This is a genomic window from Nitrobacter sp. Nb-311A, assembly GCF_000152905.1.
Lineage (GTDB): Bacteria > Pseudomonadota > Alphaproteobacteria > Rhizobiales > Xanthobacteraceae > Nitrobacter.
The window spans coordinates 1-19,422 of sequence record NZ_AAMY01000044.1 but is presented as its reverse complement, the minus strand read 5'-3'; the positions used below and the strand labels follow the sequence as shown (position 1 = coordinate 19,422).

Annotated in this window: 14 protein-coding genes and 3 pseudogenes; 10 read left to right on the top strand and 7 right to left on the bottom strand. The window is 59.6% G+C overall.

Annotated features, from left to right (window positions below):
- Positions 1–167: 167 nt before the first annotated feature.
- The 3 genes from NB311A_RS08470 to NB311A_RS08460 all read left to right on the top strand — a co-directional run bounded on the left by NB311A_RS08470 (position 168) and on the right by NB311A_RS08460 (position 2,609).
- A complete protein-coding gene (locus tag NB311A_RS08470; protein WP_009798107.1) occupies positions 168–1,466 on the top strand; it encodes a DNA methyltransferase in 1,299 nt (432 codons plus the stop codon).
- Positions 1,463–2,179: a DUF5681 domain-containing protein gene (locus NB311A_RS08465; RefSeq protein ID WP_009798106.1), complete on the top strand. Its 717-nt coding sequence runs from the start codon at positions 1,463–1,465 to the stop codon at positions 2,177–2,179. Before NB311A_RS08470 ends, NB311A_RS08465 begins: the two co-directional genes overlap by 4 nt.
- A 217-nt stretch (positions 2,180–2,396) precedes the next feature.
- On the top strand, positions 2,397–2,609 hold the full coding sequence (locus tag NB311A_RS08460) for a hypothetical protein (protein WP_245256969.1): 213 nt from the start codon (positions 2,397–2,399) through the stop codon (positions 2,607–2,609).
- 41 nt (positions 2,610–2,650) lie between these two features.
- Here NB311A_RS08460 and NB311A_RS22570 read toward each other — a convergent pair.
- A pseudogene (locus tag NB311A_RS22570) lies at positions 2,651–3,067 on the bottom strand (transposase).
- Between the two features lie 211 nt (positions 3,068–3,278).
- On the opposite strand from NB311A_RS22570, the gene NB311A_RS08450 reads away from it, so the two are divergent.
- The 3 genes from NB311A_RS08450 to NB311A_RS08440 all read left to right on the top strand — a co-directional run bounded on the left by NB311A_RS08450 (position 3,279) and on the right by NB311A_RS08440 (position 8,905).
- On the top strand, positions 3,279–4,193 hold the full coding sequence (locus tag NB311A_RS08450; RefSeq protein ID WP_009798102.1) for a cation diffusion facilitator family transporter: 915 nt from the start codon (positions 3,279–3,281) through the stop codon (positions 4,191–4,193).
- 266 nt (positions 4,194–4,459) lie between these two features.
- Positions 4,460–5,680, top strand: coding sequence for an efflux RND transporter periplasmic adaptor subunit (locus NB311A_RS08445; protein ID WP_009798101.1), 1,221 nt, complete (start codon positions 4,460–4,462; stop codon positions 5,678–5,680).
- A gap of 21 nt (positions 5,681–5,701) precedes the next feature.
- Complete coding sequence (locus NB311A_RS08440) at positions 5,702–8,905, top strand: efflux RND transporter permease subunit (RefSeq protein ID WP_009798100.1); 3,204 nt, start codon at positions 5,702–5,704, stop codon at positions 8,903–8,905.
- Here NB311A_RS08440 and NB311A_RS08435 read toward each other — a convergent pair whose 3' ends face one another.
- From NB311A_RS08435 to NB311A_RS08425, 3 genes and pseudogenes are all read right to left on the bottom strand, one after another.
- Positions 8,906–9,220, bottom strand: coding sequence for a hypothetical protein (locus NB311A_RS08435; protein ID WP_009798099.1), 315 nt, complete (start codon positions 9,218–9,220; stop codon positions 8,906–8,908).
- Positions 9,217–9,630: pseudogene (locus NB311A_RS20415) on the bottom strand (transposase); the annotation flags it as partial. The pseudogene NB311A_RS20415 and the gene NB311A_RS08435, both read right to left, overlap by 4 nt.
- Positions 9,631–9,766: 136 nt before the next feature.
- Positions 9,767–10,612, bottom strand: coding sequence for a class I SAM-dependent methyltransferase (locus tag NB311A_RS08425; protein WP_009798096.1), 846 nt, complete (start codon positions 10,610–10,612; stop codon positions 9,767–9,769).
- A 212-nt stretch (positions 10,613–10,824) separates the two neighbouring features.
- Between NB311A_RS08425 and NB311A_RS08420 the strand changes: the two genes are divergently transcribed.
- From NB311A_RS08420 to NB311A_RS08405, 4 genes are all read left to right on the top strand, one after another.
- Positions 10,825–11,814, top strand: a complete 990-nt coding sequence (locus NB311A_RS08420) for an AraC family transcriptional regulator (RefSeq protein ID WP_009798095.1) — start codon at positions 10,825–10,827, stop codon at positions 11,812–11,814.
- A 207-nt stretch (positions 11,815–12,021) separates the two neighbouring features.
- Positions 12,022–13,482 (top strand): polyphosphate:AMP phosphotransferase, encoded by a 1,461-nt coding sequence (gene pap / locus NB311A_RS08415; RefSeq protein WP_040674499.1) that lies wholly within the window; start codon positions 12,022–12,024, stop codon positions 13,480–13,482.
- A gap of 1,142 nt (positions 13,483–14,624) precedes the next feature.
- The gene (locus NB311A_RS08410) at positions 14,625–14,951 is read left to right on the top strand and encodes a TraR/DksA family transcriptional regulator (protein ID WP_009798091.1); all 327 of its coding nucleotides are present in this window, start codon (positions 14,625–14,627) and stop codon (positions 14,949–14,951) included.
- 320 nt (positions 14,952–15,271) lie between these two features.
- Complete coding sequence (locus tag NB311A_RS08405; protein ID WP_009798090.1) at positions 15,272–15,658, top strand: DUF302 domain-containing protein; 387 nt, start codon at positions 15,272–15,274, stop codon at positions 15,656–15,658.
- Positions 15,659–15,838: 180 nt separating this feature from the next.
- On the opposite strand, the pseudogene NB311A_RS08395 reads toward NB311A_RS08405, so the two are convergent.
- The 3 genes and pseudogenes from NB311A_RS08395 to istA form a co-directional block, all read right to left on the bottom strand.
- Positions 15,839–16,932: pseudogene (locus tag NB311A_RS08395) on the bottom strand (SulP family inorganic anion transporter); the annotation flags it as partial.
- A gap of 7 nt (positions 16,933–16,939) precedes the next feature.
- Positions 16,940–17,803, bottom strand: a complete 864-nt coding sequence (istB, locus tag NB311A_RS08390; RefSeq protein WP_009798087.1) for an IS21-like element helper ATPase IstB — start codon at positions 17,801–17,803, stop codon at positions 16,940–16,942.
- Positions 17,803–19,302, bottom strand: coding sequence for an IS21 family transposase (gene istA, locus NB311A_RS08385; protein ID WP_009796680.1), 1,500 nt, complete (start codon positions 19,300–19,302; stop codon positions 17,803–17,805). The genes istB and istA overlap by 1 nt, the downstream gene beginning before the upstream one ends.
- Positions 19,303–19,422: the final 120 nt, after the last annotated feature.

The window sequence follows — 19,422 nt, the reverse complement described above, 5'->3', positions numbered from 1 at the left end:
GTCTTTCGATCTGCGTAGCTTTGCTACCCGCGTTGCCAAACTGCTCATTTTTGCTCTCGATCTGGAATTTTCCCGTTCATTACAGCTTACGTAACCGTGGTGCTATTGTAAAACACGCCGTCGTTTTATATATCTTACGACATCGTCTTTTGTCGGAGCCCGTCCTTATGCCTAAAGCTCAACTCGAATATCTTTCGATCGGCGCGCTTCGCCCGTGGCAACGCAACGCACGAACTCATTCGCGGAAGCAGATTCGGCAAATCGCCGACAGCATCCGCAAGTTTGGCTTTACCAATCCGGTGCTGGTCGATCGTGAAAATTCCATTCTCGCTGGCCACGGACGGGTTGCTGCCGCTGAACTGCTTTCAATGAGTGAGGTACCCTGCATCAGACTAGAATCGATGACCGCAGCGGAGAAACGGGCCTACGTCATTGCCGACAACAAGCTGGCGCTGAATGCCGGTTGGGACGAAGAAATCCTGGCGGAAGAGCTCAAAGCGTTAAGCGAGCTCGACCTTGACTTTGATCTTACGCTGAGCGGGTTTGCGGTGGCGGAAATCGACAGCCTTGTCGATGGCTTGATACCGGAAGAGACCGGAGATCCTGCCGACGACCGATTACCGGTCGAGGCACCGCCGCGCTGTCATCGCGGCGATATCTGGCAGTTAGGATCCCATCGGCTGATCTGTGGGGATGCTCGCGATCCCGACACCGTTGCCGCACTCATGGGTACAGAGCAGGCGCAAATGGTTTTTACCGATCCACCCTACAATGTTCGGATCGACGGCAACGTCGGCGGCCTCGGTTCGATCCGGCATCGCGAGTTCGCGATGGCGTCAGGCGAGATGTCGGAACCGGAGTTTACCGGCTTTCTCAAGGCAAGCTTCGGCAATCTCACTCGTCACTCCATCGATGGCTCGATCCATTACATTTGCATGGATTGGCGCCACATGGCGGAGATGCTGAACGCGGGCGACGGCATCTACACCGAACTCAAGAATCTGATCGTATGGGCCAAGGACAATGGCGGAATGGGCACATTCTACCGATCGAGGCATGAGCTGATATTTGCCTTCAAGAATGGGACCGCCCCCCACCACAACCACTTTGAGCTGGGCCAGCACGGACGCCACCGAACCAATGTCTGGGAGTATCGCGGCGTCAATACCATGAAAGCCGGACGGCTCGACGAGCTGGCGCTGCACCCAACCGTGAAGCCGGTTGCGATGATCGCCGACGCCATTAAGGACGTCTCCTCGCGTGGCGGCATCGTCCTGGATCTGTTTGCGGGCAGCGGATCGACCCTCATTGCAGCCCACAAAACCGGGCGGCGCGCTTACGTCTGCGAATACGATCCGATTTATTGTGATCGGATAATCCAGCGCTGGGAGACCTACGCCAAAGACGAAGCCGAACAGGTCGCTTGCGGGATCCGACCAGACCGCAACCGGGGGGCAGCAGCATGAGCGGGCCAGACAAGCCGACCGCCCGACCGAACCTGCCCTCGAAACGGGCGGACTATGAGATCGGCTACGCCAAGCCTCCGGTTTCGACCCGATTCCAGCGTGGACAATCCGGCAACCCGTCTGGTCGCCGCAAAGGGGCGATCAAAAAGCGCACCGCCCTGCCCGCTCTCAACGACGAACGGCTGAAGACCATCATCCTCGAGGAGGCCTATCGTTCGATCAGCATCAACGACCCGAACGGTCAAATCGACATCCCGATGGCCCAGGCCGTCGTACGCTCGCTCGCCGTCAATGCAGCCAAAGGTAATCAACGGGCTCAACGCCTGTTCACCGAATTGCTGACGTCGGTCGAGCGCGATAACAAGAAGCTGCACGATGAATGGTTGAAGACGGCGATCAACTACAAGGCCGAATGGGATGAGGAGCTCGCGCGCCGCAAGAAATTTGGCATTGAGGCTCCACCTCCGCTTCCTCATCCCGACGATATCATCATTGATATGAACACCGGCTCGGTCCGCATCAAAGGGCCGATGACCAAAGAAGACAAAGTCAGATGGGATCAACTGCGCGATCTCAAGGTCTCGATAAAGGAGAATATAAAAGAGATGGCGGCGCTTCTCGATACACAGCCGGAAGACAGAGACCAGATAAAAGCGGAGATCCAGCACTCGCAACGCGTTCTCAAAATGATATCAGCCGTTATCGAAGATTGAAATCGTGTCCGGTTGAGCCGACGGTATGCAGGGGTTATTCGCCCCGATCTGGGATCAGATGCGACACGGTCATCGCTGCTAAGTCTGCGCGTTAATCCTGTCGGATCTCGACATAAGGGTTCGCGGCCACGGCCTTACAAGCATTGGTTCAATTGGATCGATGGTGCAGGCGCAAGGTAGACATTGGCGTGCCCGGGCGGCGTTAGCGTTCACGTCGATGACGGTTATCGTCGCGATCGTGGCTATCGGCACCGTGGCCGCGAATACCGTCATGATCGTTATGACAGTGGACGAGAATATCGTCGCAGTCGTTATGAGCGTCGTCGTGATCGACATTGACGACACCACCATTATGAGGAGTGAATTACCTCCGCCAGTCGGGGACGATCCGTGGGGCCGTCCAGAAAAAGCGACCAGACCGGGAGCGTAATCCAGGGCCGTTCCCTTAGAGCCGATCCAAGAAGATTAGATTCAGGAGCATTGGGTTGAGCGTATGAGGCGCCTGAGCATAATGCGGATCATGGCGAGGCGAACGAAGGCTGCGGCGGTCCTGGTGTAGCGCTTGAAGTCGCGCATCAGTCGCCAATTGCGGCTGATCTAGGCGAAAGTCCGTTCGACGATCCAGCGCTTGGGCAGAACGACGAAGCGATGGAGATCGGAACGCTTGACGATCTCCACCTTCCAGCATCCCGTCGCGGCGACAGTCTTCGCCATTTTTGGTCCCTGGTAGCCGCCATCGGCGAAAATCCGCTCAACGAAGGGAAAACGCCGCCGCGCGCGACGTAGCAAATCATGCGCGCCATCGCGGTCCTGAACATCTGCGGCATGGACAATATGATCCAAACGTGCCGTCCCAGTCCCATCGATGGTGATGGTGGGCTCCCGTATCTCTTAGCCTGGGGCGGCGTGGCATGGCTTGTAGTCACAGGGTTATAGGCCAATAGCCGCAGGGCCTATTTCAAAGGCCGGCCACGATACAATAAGCCAGTATCACAGCATAGCCCGCTTGACTTCAACTATAACCTCCCTTCGATGGACGGCGAGGGTCAGCGGCGCGTGCTAAATTTGCGCATCATACAAGAGCAGCGGAGTAGGAAGAATGCACGACCACGGATCAGGCGGGGACGCCCACGACCATGCCGCCGGGGCGAACGCCAAGATGCTGGGCATCGCGCTCGCTCTGACCGCGACCTATCTCGTCGCCGAGGTGATTGGCGCGTTCGTGTTCAACAGCCTTGCGCTGTTGTCCGACGCCGCGCACATGCTAACCGACGTCTCCGCGCTCGTCATTGCGCTGCTCGCGATCCGCATCGGTCAGCGAGCGGCCGACGATCAACGGACGTTCGGCTACAAGAGATTCGAGATACTGGCGGCCGCCTTCAACGCCCTGCTGCTGTTCGCGGTCGCGATCTACGTTCTGGTTGAGGCCATCCAGCGGTTCAGCGAGCCCGAGGCGGTGCAATCGACGGGGATGATGATCGTCGCTGCGATCGGTCTTGTCGTGAACCTTATCTCCATGCACATCCTAAGTGCAGGCAAAGAGGTGAGCCTAAACGTCAAAGGTGCGTATCTGGAGGTTTGGGCTGACTTGATCGGTTCGGTTGGTGTCATCATCGGCGCGCTCGCGATCCGGTTTACGGGCTGGACATGGGTTGATCCATTGGTGGCGGTCCTGATTGGCCTTTGGGTTCTGCCACGCACCTGGGTGCTGCTACGCGACACCATCAACGTGCTACTGGAGGGCGTGCCGCGCGGACTCAAACTGCCGGAGCTTCGCATGGCGATCGGCGGGGTACCCGGCGTCGCCGGCGTTCACGACCTTCACGTCTGGTCAACAACAATGGAGGACGTGAGCTGCACCGCCCATGTGACGCTCACCAAGGGTGCAGATGCCGATCGGGTGAGGAAGGCTATTGCCGGCACGCTCGACGAGCGGTTTGGCATCGAGCACACCACAATCCAGACTGAGACGCCGGATGAGGTATGCGGGGACGACGAGTATCTGCACTCTTGATCCGGCGACGACCCAAAAGGCTGATGACGCGAAGCGTGCTCAAATAACTCGCAATTTGTCTGGAACGTCGTCCAGTACAGTAGTACAAAGCGCCCGGTAACGGCATGATGGCACTTTGGCGGCCTAGCGAACGGACATGCCCTCGAATACCCAGCGCTCGTCTCCCGCTGATCCCCTGTAGGGGAGCGCTATCGCGAGGAATTGGAGAAGAACCTATCCGCGTCATTATATTATCATTTGTTTTCCGGATCGCCGTAGGCAGCCTCGTGTTTACGGTCGCGAACGCGGTCCGCTCTGTCGCGAGCTACATCCCGTTTGCAAATCTTCGGCAGCTTCAAGCACAGTCCGGCAATGCTATCGTAAAGCCGGCTGCGAGCAAGCAAGGTCATGGGAAAGCTGATGGGCACGGCCATAGCGAGGGAAAAAAGGAGCCGGAAGACGTCATCAAGATGCGGCCCGAGCAGATTGAGGCCGCCAAGATCGAGGTCGCGCCGGTCGGAAAGGGTGTGCTCACCCAAAGGCTGACTGTTCCAGGCACGATCGGACCCGATCCGAATCGAATTGCGCGTATTGCCGCCAAGGTCGTGGGCACCGTCTCCGAGCTCAAGAAGCAGCTGGGAGACACCGTCTCCAAAGGAGAGATTCTAGCTATTCTGGAAAGCCGCGAGGTTGCTGAAGCGAAGAGCGAGTACATTTCGGCGCAGGTCAACCTCGATCTGCAAAGGACGTTGTTCGAACGCGATCAGGCGCTTTTTGAGAAAAAGATCGCGGCGGAGAACCAATTCCTGCGCGCTCGCATGACGTTCGCCGAGGCACAGCTTCGCTTCGATCTCGCGCGACAGAAGTTGTCGGCGCTTAACATCAGCGAAACAGGTCTGTCACGGCAGGCAACGGGACTACGGCGTTACGAGATTCGAACTCCTATTGCCGGCCGCGTCGTCGAGCGTTTGGTCGATCTCGGAGCCCCGGTGGGGGGCGAAGGACAGGCGAAGGAACTCTACGTGATTGCCGACCTGTCCAGCGTTTGGATCGAGCTCACCGTCTCCACAGTGGATCTTGACCAGATCGAGGAGGGCCAAAGGCTTCGCATCTCGGCAGCTGGAGCCAGAAAATCGTCGGAAGGACGGGTGGTTTTCATCAGCCCTATGCTGAACCAGGAGACGCGGTCGGCGCGCGTCATCGCAAGCACAGAAAATAAGGATTTCACTTGGCGACCGGGTTCCTACGTCAGCGCGCAAATCTTTATTGACGAGCAGCCGGTCGATTTGCGCGTGCCTCGCAGCGCCCTCCAGACGATCAAGGGCAAGCAGGTTGTCTTCGTTCGGACGCCCGAGGGATTCGAAAAGCGCGAGGTCGCGCTCGGCAAAAGCGATGAAGAGGACGTCGAGGTCGTGTTCGGGCTGAATCCCGGAGAGACCGTCGCAATCACGAACACGTTCGTGCTCAAGGCCGAGCTCGGCAAGGCGGAAGCCGAGCACGCACACTAATCCAAACGGAAGACGAATCTTATGATCAATCGGGTCCTTAGGTTCTCGGTTCACCAGCGTTGGCTGGTCGTTCTCTTGACCTTTGCTGCCGCTGCGTTCGGTCTGTGGTCGCTTTCCAAGCTGCCGATCGACGCGGTTCCGGACATCACCAATAATCAGGTCCAAATCAACACGGCGGCGCCGTCGCTGTCGCCATTCGACGTTGAAAAGCAGGTCACATATCCTGTGGAGACAGCACTGGCGGGCATCCCGGGTCTGGAATACACGCGCTCTCTGTCACGGAACGGCTTCTCACAGGTCACCGCTGTTTTCAACGAGAGGATCGACATCTATTTTGCTCGCCAGCAAGTGAATGAGCGTTTGAACGTGGTCAAAGCGGATCTGCCGCTGGGTACTGAGACTCATATGGGGCCGATCTCTACCGGCCTCGGCGAAATCTACATGTGGACCGTTCACTACAAGCCTGCAGGCGAGGTTGTTCCCGTTCGGGACGGGCAAGCCGGTTGGCAGAGCGACGGAAGTTATCTGACACCCGAAGGTCAGCGCCTCAGTACGGAAATGGAACGCGCCGCGTATCTGCGGACAGTTCAAGACTGGATCATTCGTCCGCAGCTCAAAACCGTGCCGGGGGTCGCCGGGGTTGATGTTATCGGCGGCTTCGCAAAACAATATCATGTCCAGCCCGACCCTGCGAAGCTCATTGGGCTCGGGATCTCCTTCGCTGAGCTTGGCGAAGCGCTGGAGCGTAACAACATGAACCGCGGCGCGGGCTATATTGAGCGTAACGGCGAACGTTACGTGGTTCGCTCGGCGGGTCGCCTCGAAAATATGGAAGAGATCGGAAACGTCGTGGTCACCACCCGCGGCGGCGTCCCAGTGCGCGTGAATGACGTTGCCAAGGTCAAGATCGGGCGAGAGCTTCGTACCGGCAGCGCAAGCGAAAACGGGCAGGAGGTTGTGGTCGGAACTGCGCTGATGTTAATCGGCGGAAACAGCCGCACTGTGTCGGCAGCAGTCGATGCCAAGATGCAGGTCATCAACAAATCGCTGCCGCCCAGCGTCGAAGCGAAGACGGTTCTTAATCGCACGCTGCTCGTCGATGCAACCGTGAAAACCGTCTCGATGAACCTGATCGAGGGTGCCGCGCTGGTGATCCTCGTCCTCTTCCTGCTGCTCGGCAATATACGGGCGGCGATCATCACTGCCCTTGTGATTCCAATCACCATGCTCCTCACTATGACCGGCATGGTGCAAGGGAAGATCAGTGCTAATCTTATGAGCTTAGGGGCGCTCGATTTCGGTCTGATCGTGGACGGGGCTGTTATCATCGCTGAGAACAGCTTGCGGCACTTGGCGGAAAAACAGCACGAACTCGGGCGCCAGCTCAGCCTAGAGGAGCGTCTCACCACGGTTCGGCGCTCCGCCGAGGAGATGATAAAGCCTTCCGTGTATGGGCAGGCAATTATCATTTTGGTCTATGTACCCCTTCTGACGTTCACGGGCGTGGAAGGAAAGATGTTCGAGCCGATGGCGCTAACCGTCATCATCGCTCTGGCTGCAGCCTTTGTGCTCTCATTGACGTTGGTGCCGGCGCTGATCGCGATCGCAATCACGGGCCGTGTCCAAGAAAAGGAGAACATCTTCGTCCGGAGCTTGAAGGTGGTTTATCGCCCGGCGCTTGCATTGGCTATTCGACGCCCCATGCCTTTCATTCTTGGCTCGGTGCTTCTTTTCGTGGGCTCGGCAGTTCTCTTCAGCCGCCTTGGGCAGGAGTTTATCCCGACGCTCGACGAAAAGAATATCGCAATGCAAGCGCTGCGGATCCCCTCGACGGCGTTGTCGCAATCGCAAGACATGCAGCTCGAGGTCGAACGCACAGTGAGCCGGTTCCCGCAGGTGGCTCACGTCTTCTCCAAAACCGGAACCGCTGAAGTCGCGTCCGATCCGATGCCGCCTAATGCGTCGGATACGTTTATCATGCTGAAGCAGCAAGAGGAGTGGCCCGATCCGAGTCTCCCGAAGGACCAGCTAATCAAGCAGATTCAGGAGGCCGTCGAACTTCTTCCCGGGAACAATTACGCTTTCACGCAGCCAATTCAGATGCGCTTCAACGAACTCCTGGCGGGCACCCGAGGCGATCTTGCTGTGAAGGTCTTCGGTGAGGAGTTCGAGACCATGATGCCGGTAGCAAACCAGATCGCGAGTATTCTGCGTAGCGTTGAAGGGGCGCAGGACGTGAAGGTCGAGCAAGCGACCGGGCTTCCGTTTCTTGAGATCAAGGTGGATAAAGCCGAGATCGCGCGAGTTGGCCTGAGCCTATCCGCAGTCCAAGACGTAATCGGAGCCGCCATCGGCGGCCGGGAGGCGGGAGTTCTATTCGAGGGCGACCGGCGCTTCCCCGTCCTGGTCCGACTGCCGGATGCGGTGCGCAAGGACATCGAGGCCCTTAAGCACCTACCAGTGCCGATACCGGGCTCCGGCTCGTCTGGCCGAACACCATCGGTGCTTCTTGAACAGGTAGCGAGCTTCTCTTTTTCAGAGGGGCCAAACCAGATCTCTCGCGAAAATGGCAAGCGCCGCGTCGTCGTAACGGCAAACGTGCGAGAACGCGACATCGCCTCTGTGGTGGCGGAAGCCCAAGCAAAGGTGGGGAGTGAGGTCCAGCTTCCTGCCGGGTATTGGATCACTTGGGGCGGACAATTCGACAATCTTGCCGCCGCGCGTCAACGATTGTTAATCGTGGTACCGGGCTGCTTCTTTCTCATTTTCTTGCTGCTGTACTCAGCACTGGGAGGCCCGCGTGACGCGGTGCTCGTATTCAGCGCGGTGCCCCTGGCTTTGACGGGAGGTATTGCGGCGCTGTGGCTTCGCGATATGCCTTTCTCTGTCTCTGCTGCCGTTGGCTTCATCGCTCTCTCAGGCGTCGCGGTTCTCAATGGCCTCGTAATGCTCACGTTTGTGAAGCAGCTAATGAATGAGGGTCGATCGAAACGCGACGCCATCATGGAAGGGGCTCTTACGAGGTTGCGGCCTGTCGCGATGACTGCGCTTGTCGCATCGCTCGGTTTTGTACCCATGGCGCTCGCAACCGGAACGGGGGCTGAGGTGCAAAAGCCCTTGGCGACGGTTGTCATCGGCGGCTTGATCAGCGCGACTCTGCTGACGCTTCTTGTTTTGCCTGCGCTATATGCGAGGTTCGCCATGAGACCGAATATTTCCATCTAGCTAGCAGGCTGTTGAAGAAGTAGCGGATCGACGGGCGATGAAGGAGATATGGTCGCCCCCTTCGAGAGAAATCTCGCCTTCGAGCGAGCCGTCGGCCCGTACCTCGGCCCAACCATGGCCTGTTGCGGGCTCCATCTCGTCGCTGCCATCCCACGTGAACTCGACGGCGTCGCCTTCGCAGCGGCCATGAATTGATCCTGTAAGGCAATCCAAAGCGAACTCACCATCGTCCTTGGCGAACAGAATATAAGAGTTCGGCCCAGCCATGTCGTAGTCAGGCGTTTGCACGACGCGCCACTTGCCCCGCACGCTCATAGCGGCACCATCAGCAACTTGGGCAAGCGGATCAGATTGTAGGCCGCGAGCGCCAACATAAAAGCGGCATCCACCCGGTCGCGTCCGCGCAGCTTCACCTTGGCGAGACCGGCCGAACTCTTGATCCAGCCGAACACCTCTTCGATCCGCTTGCGGCAGCGCTGGCTGATGTCATAGCCGATATGGCGCGTGGTGCGGCCGTCGACCGCCGTCTTGCGTGGTCTGCCGGTCTTGCTGAGGTGTCCGTCGATCGCGATGTGTGGCGTGACCTACCGGTCCCTCAAGTCGTGCACGAACTGCTCGACGTCATAGGCCTTGTCCGCACCGAGCGTGATCCGCCGCCTTCTGCGACCCCGGCCATCGATCAGACTCAGCGCTGTCTCTCGCTCGGCGGTGCCGGTCGCTTGGGTTCTCGTAACCAGCAAATGGAAGCAGCATTATGATCGCATCCAGTCTGCCATAACCATCGCCATTACCCCACCGGGTGGAAAAGTTCAAACTTCCGATCCCGATCGTGTGGATTACGGTCTGGCCGTGTCCAAGCGTTCACCGTCGCGTCACGACGACTTCGAGATATTCACCTGGCACGACCATGGTACCATCACTCGCCAGGTTCATCTCGCCGATCAATGCGAGTATGTCGCTCGCGAGCGCCTCCTGGCCAGACGCGTCGAGCGCCTCGAATGCTTTAAGCAGCGGCCCGTAATTCTCGCGAAAGATGGCGAGGAAGTGCTGCGGCGAGTAGTAGCGGAAGTTGAACATGCGCGGCTTGGCAACAATCCCCGACGCGGCGGCGTCGAATGCCTGATCCATCCACACTCGCGTGCCCCATAAAGCCGGCGATTTGACACCGGTCGGCGGCGGTAGGTACTTACCGATGACTCGGAACATCTGGCCGATGAAGCCGTCGGGCGTCCAGTTGGCGAGGCCTATCTTGCCTCCGGGCTTGCACACCCGCAACATCTCCGATGCGGTGCTATTCTGGCTCGGACTGAACATCGCGCCGAAGGTCGAGACAACGGCATCGAACGATCCATCCTCGAATGGCAGATGCTCGGCGTCGGCAACACGAAAATCGATGCGCAAACCCTCCGTCTCTGCGCGCTGGCGGCCGTGAGCGAGCAGCGATTCCACGTAATCCGTGGATGTTACGTCACACCACCGCCGCGCCGCAGCCAGCGTGACATTGCCGTTGCCCGCGGCGATATCGAGCACCTTCTGTCCCGCGCGCAGATCCATCGCTTCGGCCAGTTCCTCACCGACGATCTGAAGTGTGACACCAATGCGGGCGTAATCTCCCGACGACCAGGCGGCGTGCTGTTTGCTCTTGAGGGCTTCGAAGTCCGGTGCGGGCTTGGCGGCGGTGGGATGGCAATCGATGACGGTAGTCATGGTAGTTCTCCCTGATGGTTGGGGCGCCGCGTGCGCAAGCCCGGCAGCGAGGTTCGCGGCATCGGGCCGTGGGGGCGCCATTGCAACTGGACCGTTGATATCGTTTGCCTCGCTTTGCTTGAATGACCGGGCTACCGGACTTCTTGCTCACGCGTCCAGACTTGCTATCGTTCCCATCCGCCCGCCTCCAGGCTGGCTTTGGAATGCTGCCTATGAGCACAGACGTGCTGTCGGAACTGCTTTCGGCCGTGCGCCTGACCGGCTCGGTGTTTTTCGACGTTACCGCGACGGCGCCGTGGGTTGCGGAAGCTCCCCCTTCAGCACAGATCGCCAAGGACGTTACGCCCGGCGCGCAGCATGCAATCGAGTATCACGTGGTTACGCGAGGCACGTGCTGGATATCCCTCGTCGATGACGACAGCTTCGAACCAGTCCGGCTTAGGCAAGACGACATCGCCGTCTTGCCGCACGGCAACGGTCACGCGTTGTCGAGCGAACCAGGTATGCGTGCCGAGCCAGACTGGACCTTGCACCGGCGGCCGTCCGACGAAAATGCCTTGCCGTTCAAGCTTACGACCGGCAGCGGAGGCCCGATCGACGCCCATCTGATCTGCGGCTTTTTCAGTTGCGACGTGCGACCATTCAATCCGCTGCTCGATTCGCTGCCGCGCTTCATCCGCTGTGGGAGCGGGACAGCGGGCACGCCGGACGGACTGCTCGACCATTTCATTCGCTTCGCCAGGAGGGAGGCGAATGGCAAGCGCGCCGGCAGCCAGAGTGTTCTCAACCGCCTGTCGGAGCTGATGTTCGTCGAAGTGATCCGCATGCATATGGACCAGCTCGCCAGCAACAACACCGGTTGGCTGGCGGGCCTGCGCGATCCGCTCGTTGGTCGCGCGCTGACCCTATTGCACGCTCGGCCGGCGAACGCCTGGACGCTCGACGCGCTAGCTGCCGAAGCGGGTTCATCACGCTCGGCGCTAGCTGAGCGCTTCGCGCACCTAACCGGCTATCCCCCGATTCAATATTTGACGCAATGGCGCATGCAACTCGCGGCCAAACAGCTAACAGACACCAACACTAAGGTCGCCGCGGTGGCCGAGGCAGTCGGCTACGATTCCGAAGCGGCCTTCAGCCGGGCGTTCAAGAAGCTGACCGGACGCTCGCCGAGCGAATGGCGGTCGGCGTCTTGGTCGCGATAGGACTGGCGGAGGGAGAGGAACTGGATTCGAACCTTCTCCGCGTAACTCATCGTAGCCAAGCGTACTAACTAGCGAGAGCTACCTCCACGCCCTGGTTGCACAAAAGCTGGAAGCGTAATCAACTAAATGCTGTGAAAAACGGGGCTGGATTCAGGCGAGAGGAACATGGAGGGCGGAGATGCAAGCGGAGCGGACGACAGGACAGGCATGCCGCTCGATGCCGACCGTTTCGAAGCCGAGGCGACGGCGCTGCGCGAGGCGTTGCTCGACGCTCAGTTCGATCTGGCCGATCGCAGCAGTCGCGCGGTGCTGATCCTGCTGAACGGGGCCGACGGCGCGGGCAAGGGTCAGGTGCTCAACCGCCTGCATGAATGGCTCGACCCGCGCACAATCGCGACGCTGGCCTATGACATCAACGACCGATGCGATCTGCGCCGCCCGCCGGCATGGCGCTTCTGGTGCGACCTGCCCGAGCGCGGGCGCATCGGGATAATGATCGGCTCCTGGTACCACACGATGCTGCTACATCGCGCTACTGGCCGAGCTGATGAAGAGACCTTCCACGCCCGGATCGCCGAGACCAACCGCATCGAGGATATGCTCGTCGCCGAGCGAGTGACGCTGCTCAAGCTCTGGCTGATGCTCGGTGACAACGAGACCGGCGGCTCGGCAATCAACACGGAGGCGCCGCCGGGGAGCCGCAACAACCCGCTAGTGCGCGAATGGGCGGAGATCGACACCAAAAAGGAGCGCAACCGTCTGGTGCGTGCCGCCCGCGAACTGATTCAGAAGACAGCTGATTGCCGCACTCCCTGGCACACCGTTAGGGCCGATGACCCATTGGGGCGCGACCTTGCGGTGGGCCGCCACCTGCTCGACACGCTGCAGGCCGCCGTCCGCTGGCAACCGCCGCGGCCCGGCGTACTCCCGTTTAAGCCGCACCGCGTGTCGAGCACGAAACCGGTACTTCCGACCCTCGATTTGACCCAGACACTGGAGAAGGACCGCTACGAGATTGAGCTCGCCGATGCACAGGCGCGAATCTTCGCGGCCACCCAATCCGCGGCCTTTCGCAATCGCGCGCTGATCGTCGCCTTCGAGGGCAACGACGCCGCCGGCAAGGGCGGCGCCATCCGCCGGCTGCGCAGCGCGCTGAATCCGGTGCACATGCGCGTTTATCCGGTCGGCGCGCCCACCGACGAGGAGCGAGCGCGCCCCTTCCTCTGGCGATTCTGGCGTCATGTGCCCCTGCGCGGCCATACGGCGATCTACGACCGAAGCTGGTATGGGCGCGTCCTGGTCGAGCGGGTCGAGGGCTTCGCCGCACCCGCGGTGTGGCAGCGCGCCTATGGCGAGATCAATGATTTCGAGGCCCAACTCACCCGCGCCGGCTACGTCTTGCACAAATTCTGGCTGGCGATTGATCAAGACGAGCAGCTTCGCCGCTTCGAAGCGCGCAAGGCGACGCCGCACAAGCGCTTCAAGATTACCGAGGAGGACTGGCGTAACCGGGAGAATTGGGAGCTCTACGCCGCCGCCGTCGAAGACATGATCGCGCTCACCTCGACCGAGGCAGGGCCTTGGACCCTCGTAGAATCGAACTCCAAGCGCTTCTCGCGGGTCAAGATATTGCGCACCCTCGCCGATCGGCTGGAGGCCGAGCTGTGAAACCCCAGAACGCTGGGCGGCCGAACCGGCCGGGATAGCTCAGTTTGCATGTGACACTCCCCTGAAAGTTCCGATCGCGCTCTTTGAGCTCATTTCGCTTTTACGAGCCGTAAAGAACGGCCATCGTCGCATATTGTACAGGCAGATCTTCCGACCATTGAAATAGCTCGGCTTCTTGAGTTGGATCAAACCGGTCAGGAGCGACCGGAACATTATGGCTTTTGGTATTTTCCTTAACTTATGGAGATAGCCATGGCCCTCCCGAAATTATGGACCCAAGAGCTGGACCCACCGGCTGATGCGGCGCGAAATGGAAAATGCGTTTCGTGCTTTTAATCAGCCCCCGTCGTCCGCCAACATTGGAGCTGGCGTGCCAGCGATTAGCGTGGCGGAAACAAATGAGGCCTTCGAGGTAACCGCCGAACTTCCCGGCGTGGACGAGAAAGATAAGCGTTGCATTTGACTCTACGTCGCGCCGCGAACGACGCCAGCGAATTGCCAGAGGTACTACGTGCCACCGCCTCATCCCCTTCCCATTTGTCAATAGAGAAATCGATTAACCGGTTCGCCGAACTTTTAATTCGCGATTCGACGGCGTTCCGGAATCTTCCGCCGTTGCATCATGACCATATTGTTGTCCGGCGCCGCGACCAACAGTTTCAAAATTATGGAGGTTATCGACGGTGCGTATTGCGCTGGATCAAAACGGACAGCGGCAAATAGTATCGTCATATAATATCCGGGAACGTCCGGCGCCAGCAGACCAAAGCGAAGCTTAAGAGAGGAATTTCTGGTTCATCGCAGCCGCGAGAAGGGAAAGTACTGCCGGAACACCCTCGATATAGTTATGCCCGATGCCCAGAATGTGGATCCTAATCGAAAGATGACCTCAATCGGCATCATGGCCGCCTTCAGACCATGGATTTCGTTGAGTCGGCATGATGATGGACCGCTTGCAGATAAGGGCTGAGACCCCACACCGAAACAAAACTCTGGCAGTCAATTCTTCGAGGTCGTCTGTTGGCCGTAAGGTCTAATTTCTTGATCACCCACGACTGCGTCGCGGCTTGGCTTATCCGAGATGAGCAGCTTTGCAAAGCGATCTTGGCTGTTAATATTGAGGCAAACAAAGGAGGTTTGGCATGGCCGACACTGCGGCAGCGAAAGCTTATCTTGAGGCGCAACTTGTGGAGCTTAAAGAACGGCAGGAACGGATTGCGCAGGACTTGGCCACACCGCTCAATCCTGACTCGTCCGAACAAGCGGTCGAATTGGAGGATGACGCTTCGCTCGAAGGACAAGCTGCGCTCCTCGTGCGAGAGATCGCTTCCGTGCAGCGCGCATTGACGCGAATCAAGAACGGAACATACGGTGAGTGTGTCCGCTGCGGAGAGCAGATTTCAGCCAAGCGTCTAGACGCTCGTCCGGAAGCGGCGTTGTGTATCAGGTGCGCACGGCAAGAACAGTGAGCTTGGCGCCTTTCCCAAGGACAAAGCTGGACCTTCCTGGTTCGCGTCCGCGAGATGATGGTCGGCAGAGAAGCATAAGTCGACCGAACCAAAAGCGCCGCTCGATGGTGTCGACGATTGATGTTCGTCAAGGTCAGTTTGTGTTCGTTCACTAAGTTCCAAAGTTAGAAGGACGGCTCCTTTTGCGCCCTGCCCACGGCCGCTTGTAAACCCAGGAAGTGGCGGCCTATTTCGGGCTGTCATGGTCAAGCTGAAGAGAGCAAACGCTGTCTGGTGTTTTTGCAAACCGATCCCAGGCCAATCTAGAAAGTGGATGACCTATGAACTACACAATCAATCGCATGATTGCAGACGCCACAATAGACGATGTGGAGCTTCGCGCGCGCAGCGCGCTGAGCAAGCATGGTTTTGGCGTCCTCACCGAAATCGACGTCAAGGCAACCTTGAAAAAGAAGCTGGATGTCGAGATGCCGGCCTATCGGATCCTCGGCGCCTGCAATCCAGGGATGGCGCATCAGGCCATCGGCATCGAGCCGCGGGTGGGCGCAATGCTGCCCTGCAACGTCATCCTTCGGGAGGTCGAGGGTGGGGTCGAGGTCAGCGCGGTCGATCCCGTTGCATCGATGCAGGCCATCGATAACCCCGCCTTGCGTGCGGTCGCGGGTCAGGTGCGCGACTTGCTGGACAAGGCCGTGGCCGCCGTTTGAGCAAGAGAAACCTGCGATGGGACCTGGAGCAGCAGGCCTAATGGCGAGCGCGCCAGTTCAGAGCAGGCTTCGCCGGTGGTCCGAATGTCGGTCTTCTGGTCGCCGTCCCGTCGCACGCCGGAGATCATCATCGCCGAAGCCATGTGCGTGGAACGCCGGCATGGCGCCGCCAACAACGCTTCACGTCAATGCCTGCTCAGGAGCAAGGGTCCGCATTGCGTCGTATTGCGACAGAAAAACCTGGCCGGTCAGCAAATCAAGAAAATCGGATTTCAACCGGTCCATCACGGGCCCCTTCACTTCCGACAGGTGCAGTTTCACATCGGTTGTCTCCAACCGATGATTGATTGCTTCCAGACTTTCCAGCGCGCTCAGGTCGATCTCGTTGATGGCAGAGCACATCAGCACCACGTTCCTGATAGAGCGATCCGTGGCGACGCGATCAGCAACATAATCTTCCAGAAAGCGGGCGTTGGCGAAGTAAAGGCTTTCATCGATGCGGATGGTGAGAAGAGTCGGGTCGGTCAGAACGCTGTGGCGGCGGATGTTCCGGAAGTGCTGCGTGCCCGGAACAAGACCCACCTCGGCCAAATGGGGGGCGAGATGATTTGTAGAGGTGCAGCCGAAACGCCTGTTTCCACACCCAGTCCGAGTGTCAGCAGGATGGTGGCGGCAACGGCACTGAAATCTGCCTTGGAATAGGTCCAGCTGCGCTTGAGGATTGAGAAATCCACCAGCGACAGGACAGCCACGATGATTGTGGCGGCCAGGGTGGCCGTGGGCAGGAAATAAATCAGCGGGGTCAGCGCGATGGCCGCGATGGACAGGCCCAAAGCTGCAAAGGTCCCCGCGGCCGGTGTTTCAGCCCCTGCATCGAAGTTGACGACTGACCGGGCAAACCCGCCCGTCACGGGATAGCCGCCTGTGAGGGCCGCTCCGAGGTTCGCGACGCCAAGACCGATCAGTTCCTGATTGGGGTCGATCCGCTGGCGCTTCTTGGCGGCGAGCGTCTGCGCGACCGACACGGATTCAACGAAGCCGATGACCGAGATCAGCAGCGCTGGTAGAAGGAGAAGGCGGATCAGATCGGTTGAAAACGACGGCAGCGTCAGTGGCGGCAGGCCCTGCGGCACCACGCCAACGATCCGGATCCCCTGTGCATCCAGCCCGAGGCCCCAAACCGCCGCCGTCGTTACCATCACGGCAAGCACCGGCCCGGCCTTGGTGACCATATCGGCCAGTCTCGGGCCAAGTCCGATTCGGCACAACAGCGGCCAAGTGTCAATCGGCTCGCAAATTTGACCCCGTATCGGCGTTCAATTTTGACCCCTTCGCGCGGCGTGGTTTGAGGGTAGCGCTCGACTCGTCGGAGCTGGCCGGGATTGCGGAGACGAGACGAGCGCGGGTGGCGTGATCGTCGTCGCGGCTTTTGAAGCGCCAGCTGTCGTTACCGGTTTCGACGATGTCGCAGTGGTGGGTCAACCGGTCGAGCAGCGCGGTGGTCATCTTGGCGTCGCCGAACACGCTGGGCCATTCGCCGAAGGCGAGATTGGTGGTGACGATGACGGAAGCACGCTCGTAGAGCCGGCTGACGAGATGGAACAGCAACTGGCCGCCGGATTGGGCAAAGGGCAGATATCCGAGTTCGTCGAGCACGATGAAGTCCATCCGGGTCAGATGTTCGGCAAGCCGGCCCTGACGTCCGTTACGGGTCTCGATCTCGAGGCGATTGACGAGGTCGACCACGTTGTAGAAGCGACCGCGGGCGCCGGATTGGATGCAGCTTCTGGCGATTGCGATGGCCAGGTGGGTTTTGCCTGTGCCGGTGCCGCCGACGAGCACGACGTTGCGCTGCTGGGCGATGAAGCCGCCGCCGGCGAGATCATTGACGAGCGTCTGATTGATCGGCGTGCCTTCGAACTGGAAGTCATCGAGATCCTTGGCCAATGGCAGCTTGGCGATGGTGAGCTGGTACTTGATCGACCGCGCCTGCTTCTCGTTGATCTCGGCGCTGAGCAGGTCGCCGACGATGTGCTGAGGTTCGTGCTGGCGCTTGACGGCCGTCGCCATGATCTCGTCGAAGGCAGCCCTCATTCCGTAGAGTTTGAGCTCACCCATGAGGTCGAAGATTTGGGTTCGTTCCATCAGATGGTCCTCCGGAGGTTGTCGTAACGGGCGCAATCGGCGATCGGCGCATGGCGGAGCGTCAGTGCCGCCGGCGTCATAATGTTGGCCGGTGCAGCGGGTTCGCGTTGGCGAGCCAGGATGTTGAGAACGACGTCAGCGGAATGAACGCCATGAGCGATCGCCTCGGCGCAGGCGGCTTCGACCGCCGACAAACCGTCCGTCAGCACCGCATTGAGGATGTCGACCATCTGTCGATTGCCGTCGTCGGTGCTGGCGAGCCTGCGCCGGATCCGTTCGATCGCGGCCGGCAACACCCAGTCCTTGAAGGGTGCGCCGTTACGTAAGGCCCCGGGTTTGCGCGCGAGCACCGGCACGTAGTGCCAGGGATTGTAGGTCGTCTCGCCGCGTCCGAACGATCGCGGATGCTCCGCAACGATGCGCCCGTCCTGACGGATCACGATGCGATCGGCATAGGCTTGAACTTCGACCGGGCGCCCGACGGCGCTGGCAGCGACCGAGTATTTGTTGTTGTCGAAGCGCACCAGGCAGGTCTTCGAGACCGATGCCGGCACCGCGTGGAATCCGTCGAACCGGCCAGCATAGGGAACGAGCTTGGGCCGCTCGGCTTCGAACACCTCCCAGACCGTCTGTTCGGCCAGTTCTGGATGTCGGTGCGCCTTGGCGTAGGCGATGCACTTATCCAGAAGCCACGCGTTCAACTCGTCCAGGGTTTTGAACCGCAGCCGTGGCGTGAAGAACCGTTCCCGGACCAGCCCGACCTGGTTCTCGACCTGACCCTTCTCCCAGCCCGACGCCGGCGTGCAGGCGACCGGATCGATCAGATAGTGGCTGCACATCTGCAGGAAGCGGCGATTGTAGCGGCGATCCTTGCCGACGAAGATCGTCTCTACCGCCGTCTTCATGTTGTCGTAGATGCCGCGGCTGCAGGTACCCTTGAACAGTGCGAACGCCCGGTCGTGGGCGTCGAATACCATCTCCTGCGTCTCCCGCGGATAGGCCCGCACGAACAGCATGCGGCTGTGGCACAGCCGGACATGAGCGACCTTCACGATCGCCGTCACGCCGTTGAGGAGAACGATCTCATGGCTCCAGTCGAACTGGTAGGCTTCGCCCGCCGCAAAGCTCAACGGAACATAGGCCGCCGCGGTCGATTGCCCGCGCTCCTTGCTCCAACGCCTGGCGTAACGCCGTACGGCATCGTAGCCGCCGTCATAGCCGCGTCCGCGCAACTCTTCGAAGATCCGGATCAGCGTCAGCTGTTCGCGAGCCGATTTGGCCGCGTTCGCCGCCAGCAGTTCATCAAGCTCCGCCGCCCAACGCCCGAGTTTGGGGCGCGGCTGGATCGAACGCTCATACTCGAACAAGGTCTTGCCCGACCTCAGCACCTTCCGGACCGTGTTCCGCGACACCTTCAGGTCACGGGCGATCTCCTTGATCGTCTTGCCCTTGATGAAGTGTTCGCGCCGTATCCGCGCAATCGTCTCCACGATCAGCATCCCCGACCACCTGCTTCATGACAAAGCAGGCAGCGCAACAGCCAACCTGTAGGGGGTCAATTTTGGACGCCGATCCCCCGGCTTACGGGGTCAATTTTGCATGCCGAATGACAAAGAAGG

What these genes read in the sequence shown, in the direction of transcription:
- NB311A_RS08410 (WP_009798091.1), top strand. Translation starts at nt 14,625, where the DNA reads ATGGCCGACACTGCGGCAGCGAAAGCTTATCTTGAGGCGCAACTTGTG.
- NB311A_RS08420 (WP_009798095.1), top strand. Translation starts at nt 10,825, where the DNA reads ATGAGCACAGACGTGCTGTCGGAACTGCTTTCGGCCGTGCGCCTGACC.
- NB311A_RS08460 (WP_245256969.1), top strand. Translation starts at nt 2,397, where the DNA reads ATGACGGTTATCGTCGCGATCGTGGCTATCGGCACCGTGGCCGCGAAT.
- NB311A_RS08440 (WP_009798100.1), top strand. Translation starts at nt 5,702, where the DNA reads ATGATCAATCGGGTCCTTAGGTTCTCGGTTCACCAGCGTTGGCTGGTC.
- NB311A_RS08470 (WP_009798107.1), top strand. Translation starts at nt 168, where the DNA reads ATGCCTAAAGCTCAACTCGAATATCTTTCGATCGGCGCGCTTCGCCCG.
- NB311A_RS08465 (WP_009798106.1), top strand. Translation starts at nt 1,463, where the DNA reads ATGAGCGGGCCAGACAAGCCGACCGCCCGACCGAACCTGCCCTCGAAA.
- istB (WP_009798087.1), bottom strand. Translation starts at nt 17,803, where the DNA reads ATGGAACGAACCCAAATCTTCGACCTCATGGGTGAGCTCAAACTCTAC.
- NB311A_RS08450 (WP_009798102.1), top strand. Translation starts at nt 3,279, where the DNA reads ATGCACGACCACGGATCAGGCGGGGACGCCCACGACCATGCCGCCGGG.
- NB311A_RS08405 (WP_009798090.1), top strand. Translation starts at nt 15,272, where the DNA reads ATGAACTACACAATCAATCGCATGATTGCAGACGCCACAATAGACGAT.
- pap (WP_040674499.1), top strand. Translation starts at nt 12,022, where the DNA reads ATGCCGCTCGATGCCGACCGTTTCGAAGCCGAGGCGACGGCGCTGCGC.
- NB311A_RS08435 (WP_009798099.1), bottom strand. Translation starts at nt 9,220, where the DNA reads ATGAGCGTGCGGGGCAAGTGGCGCGTCGTGCAAACGCCTGACTACGAC.
- NB311A_RS08425 (WP_009798096.1), bottom strand. Translation starts at nt 10,612, where the DNA reads ATGACTACCGTCATCGATTGCCATCCCACCGCCGCCAAGCCCGCACCG.
- istA (WP_009796680.1), bottom strand. Translation starts at nt 19,302, where the DNA reads ATGCTGATCGTGGAGACGATTGCGCGGATACGGCGCGAACACTTCATC.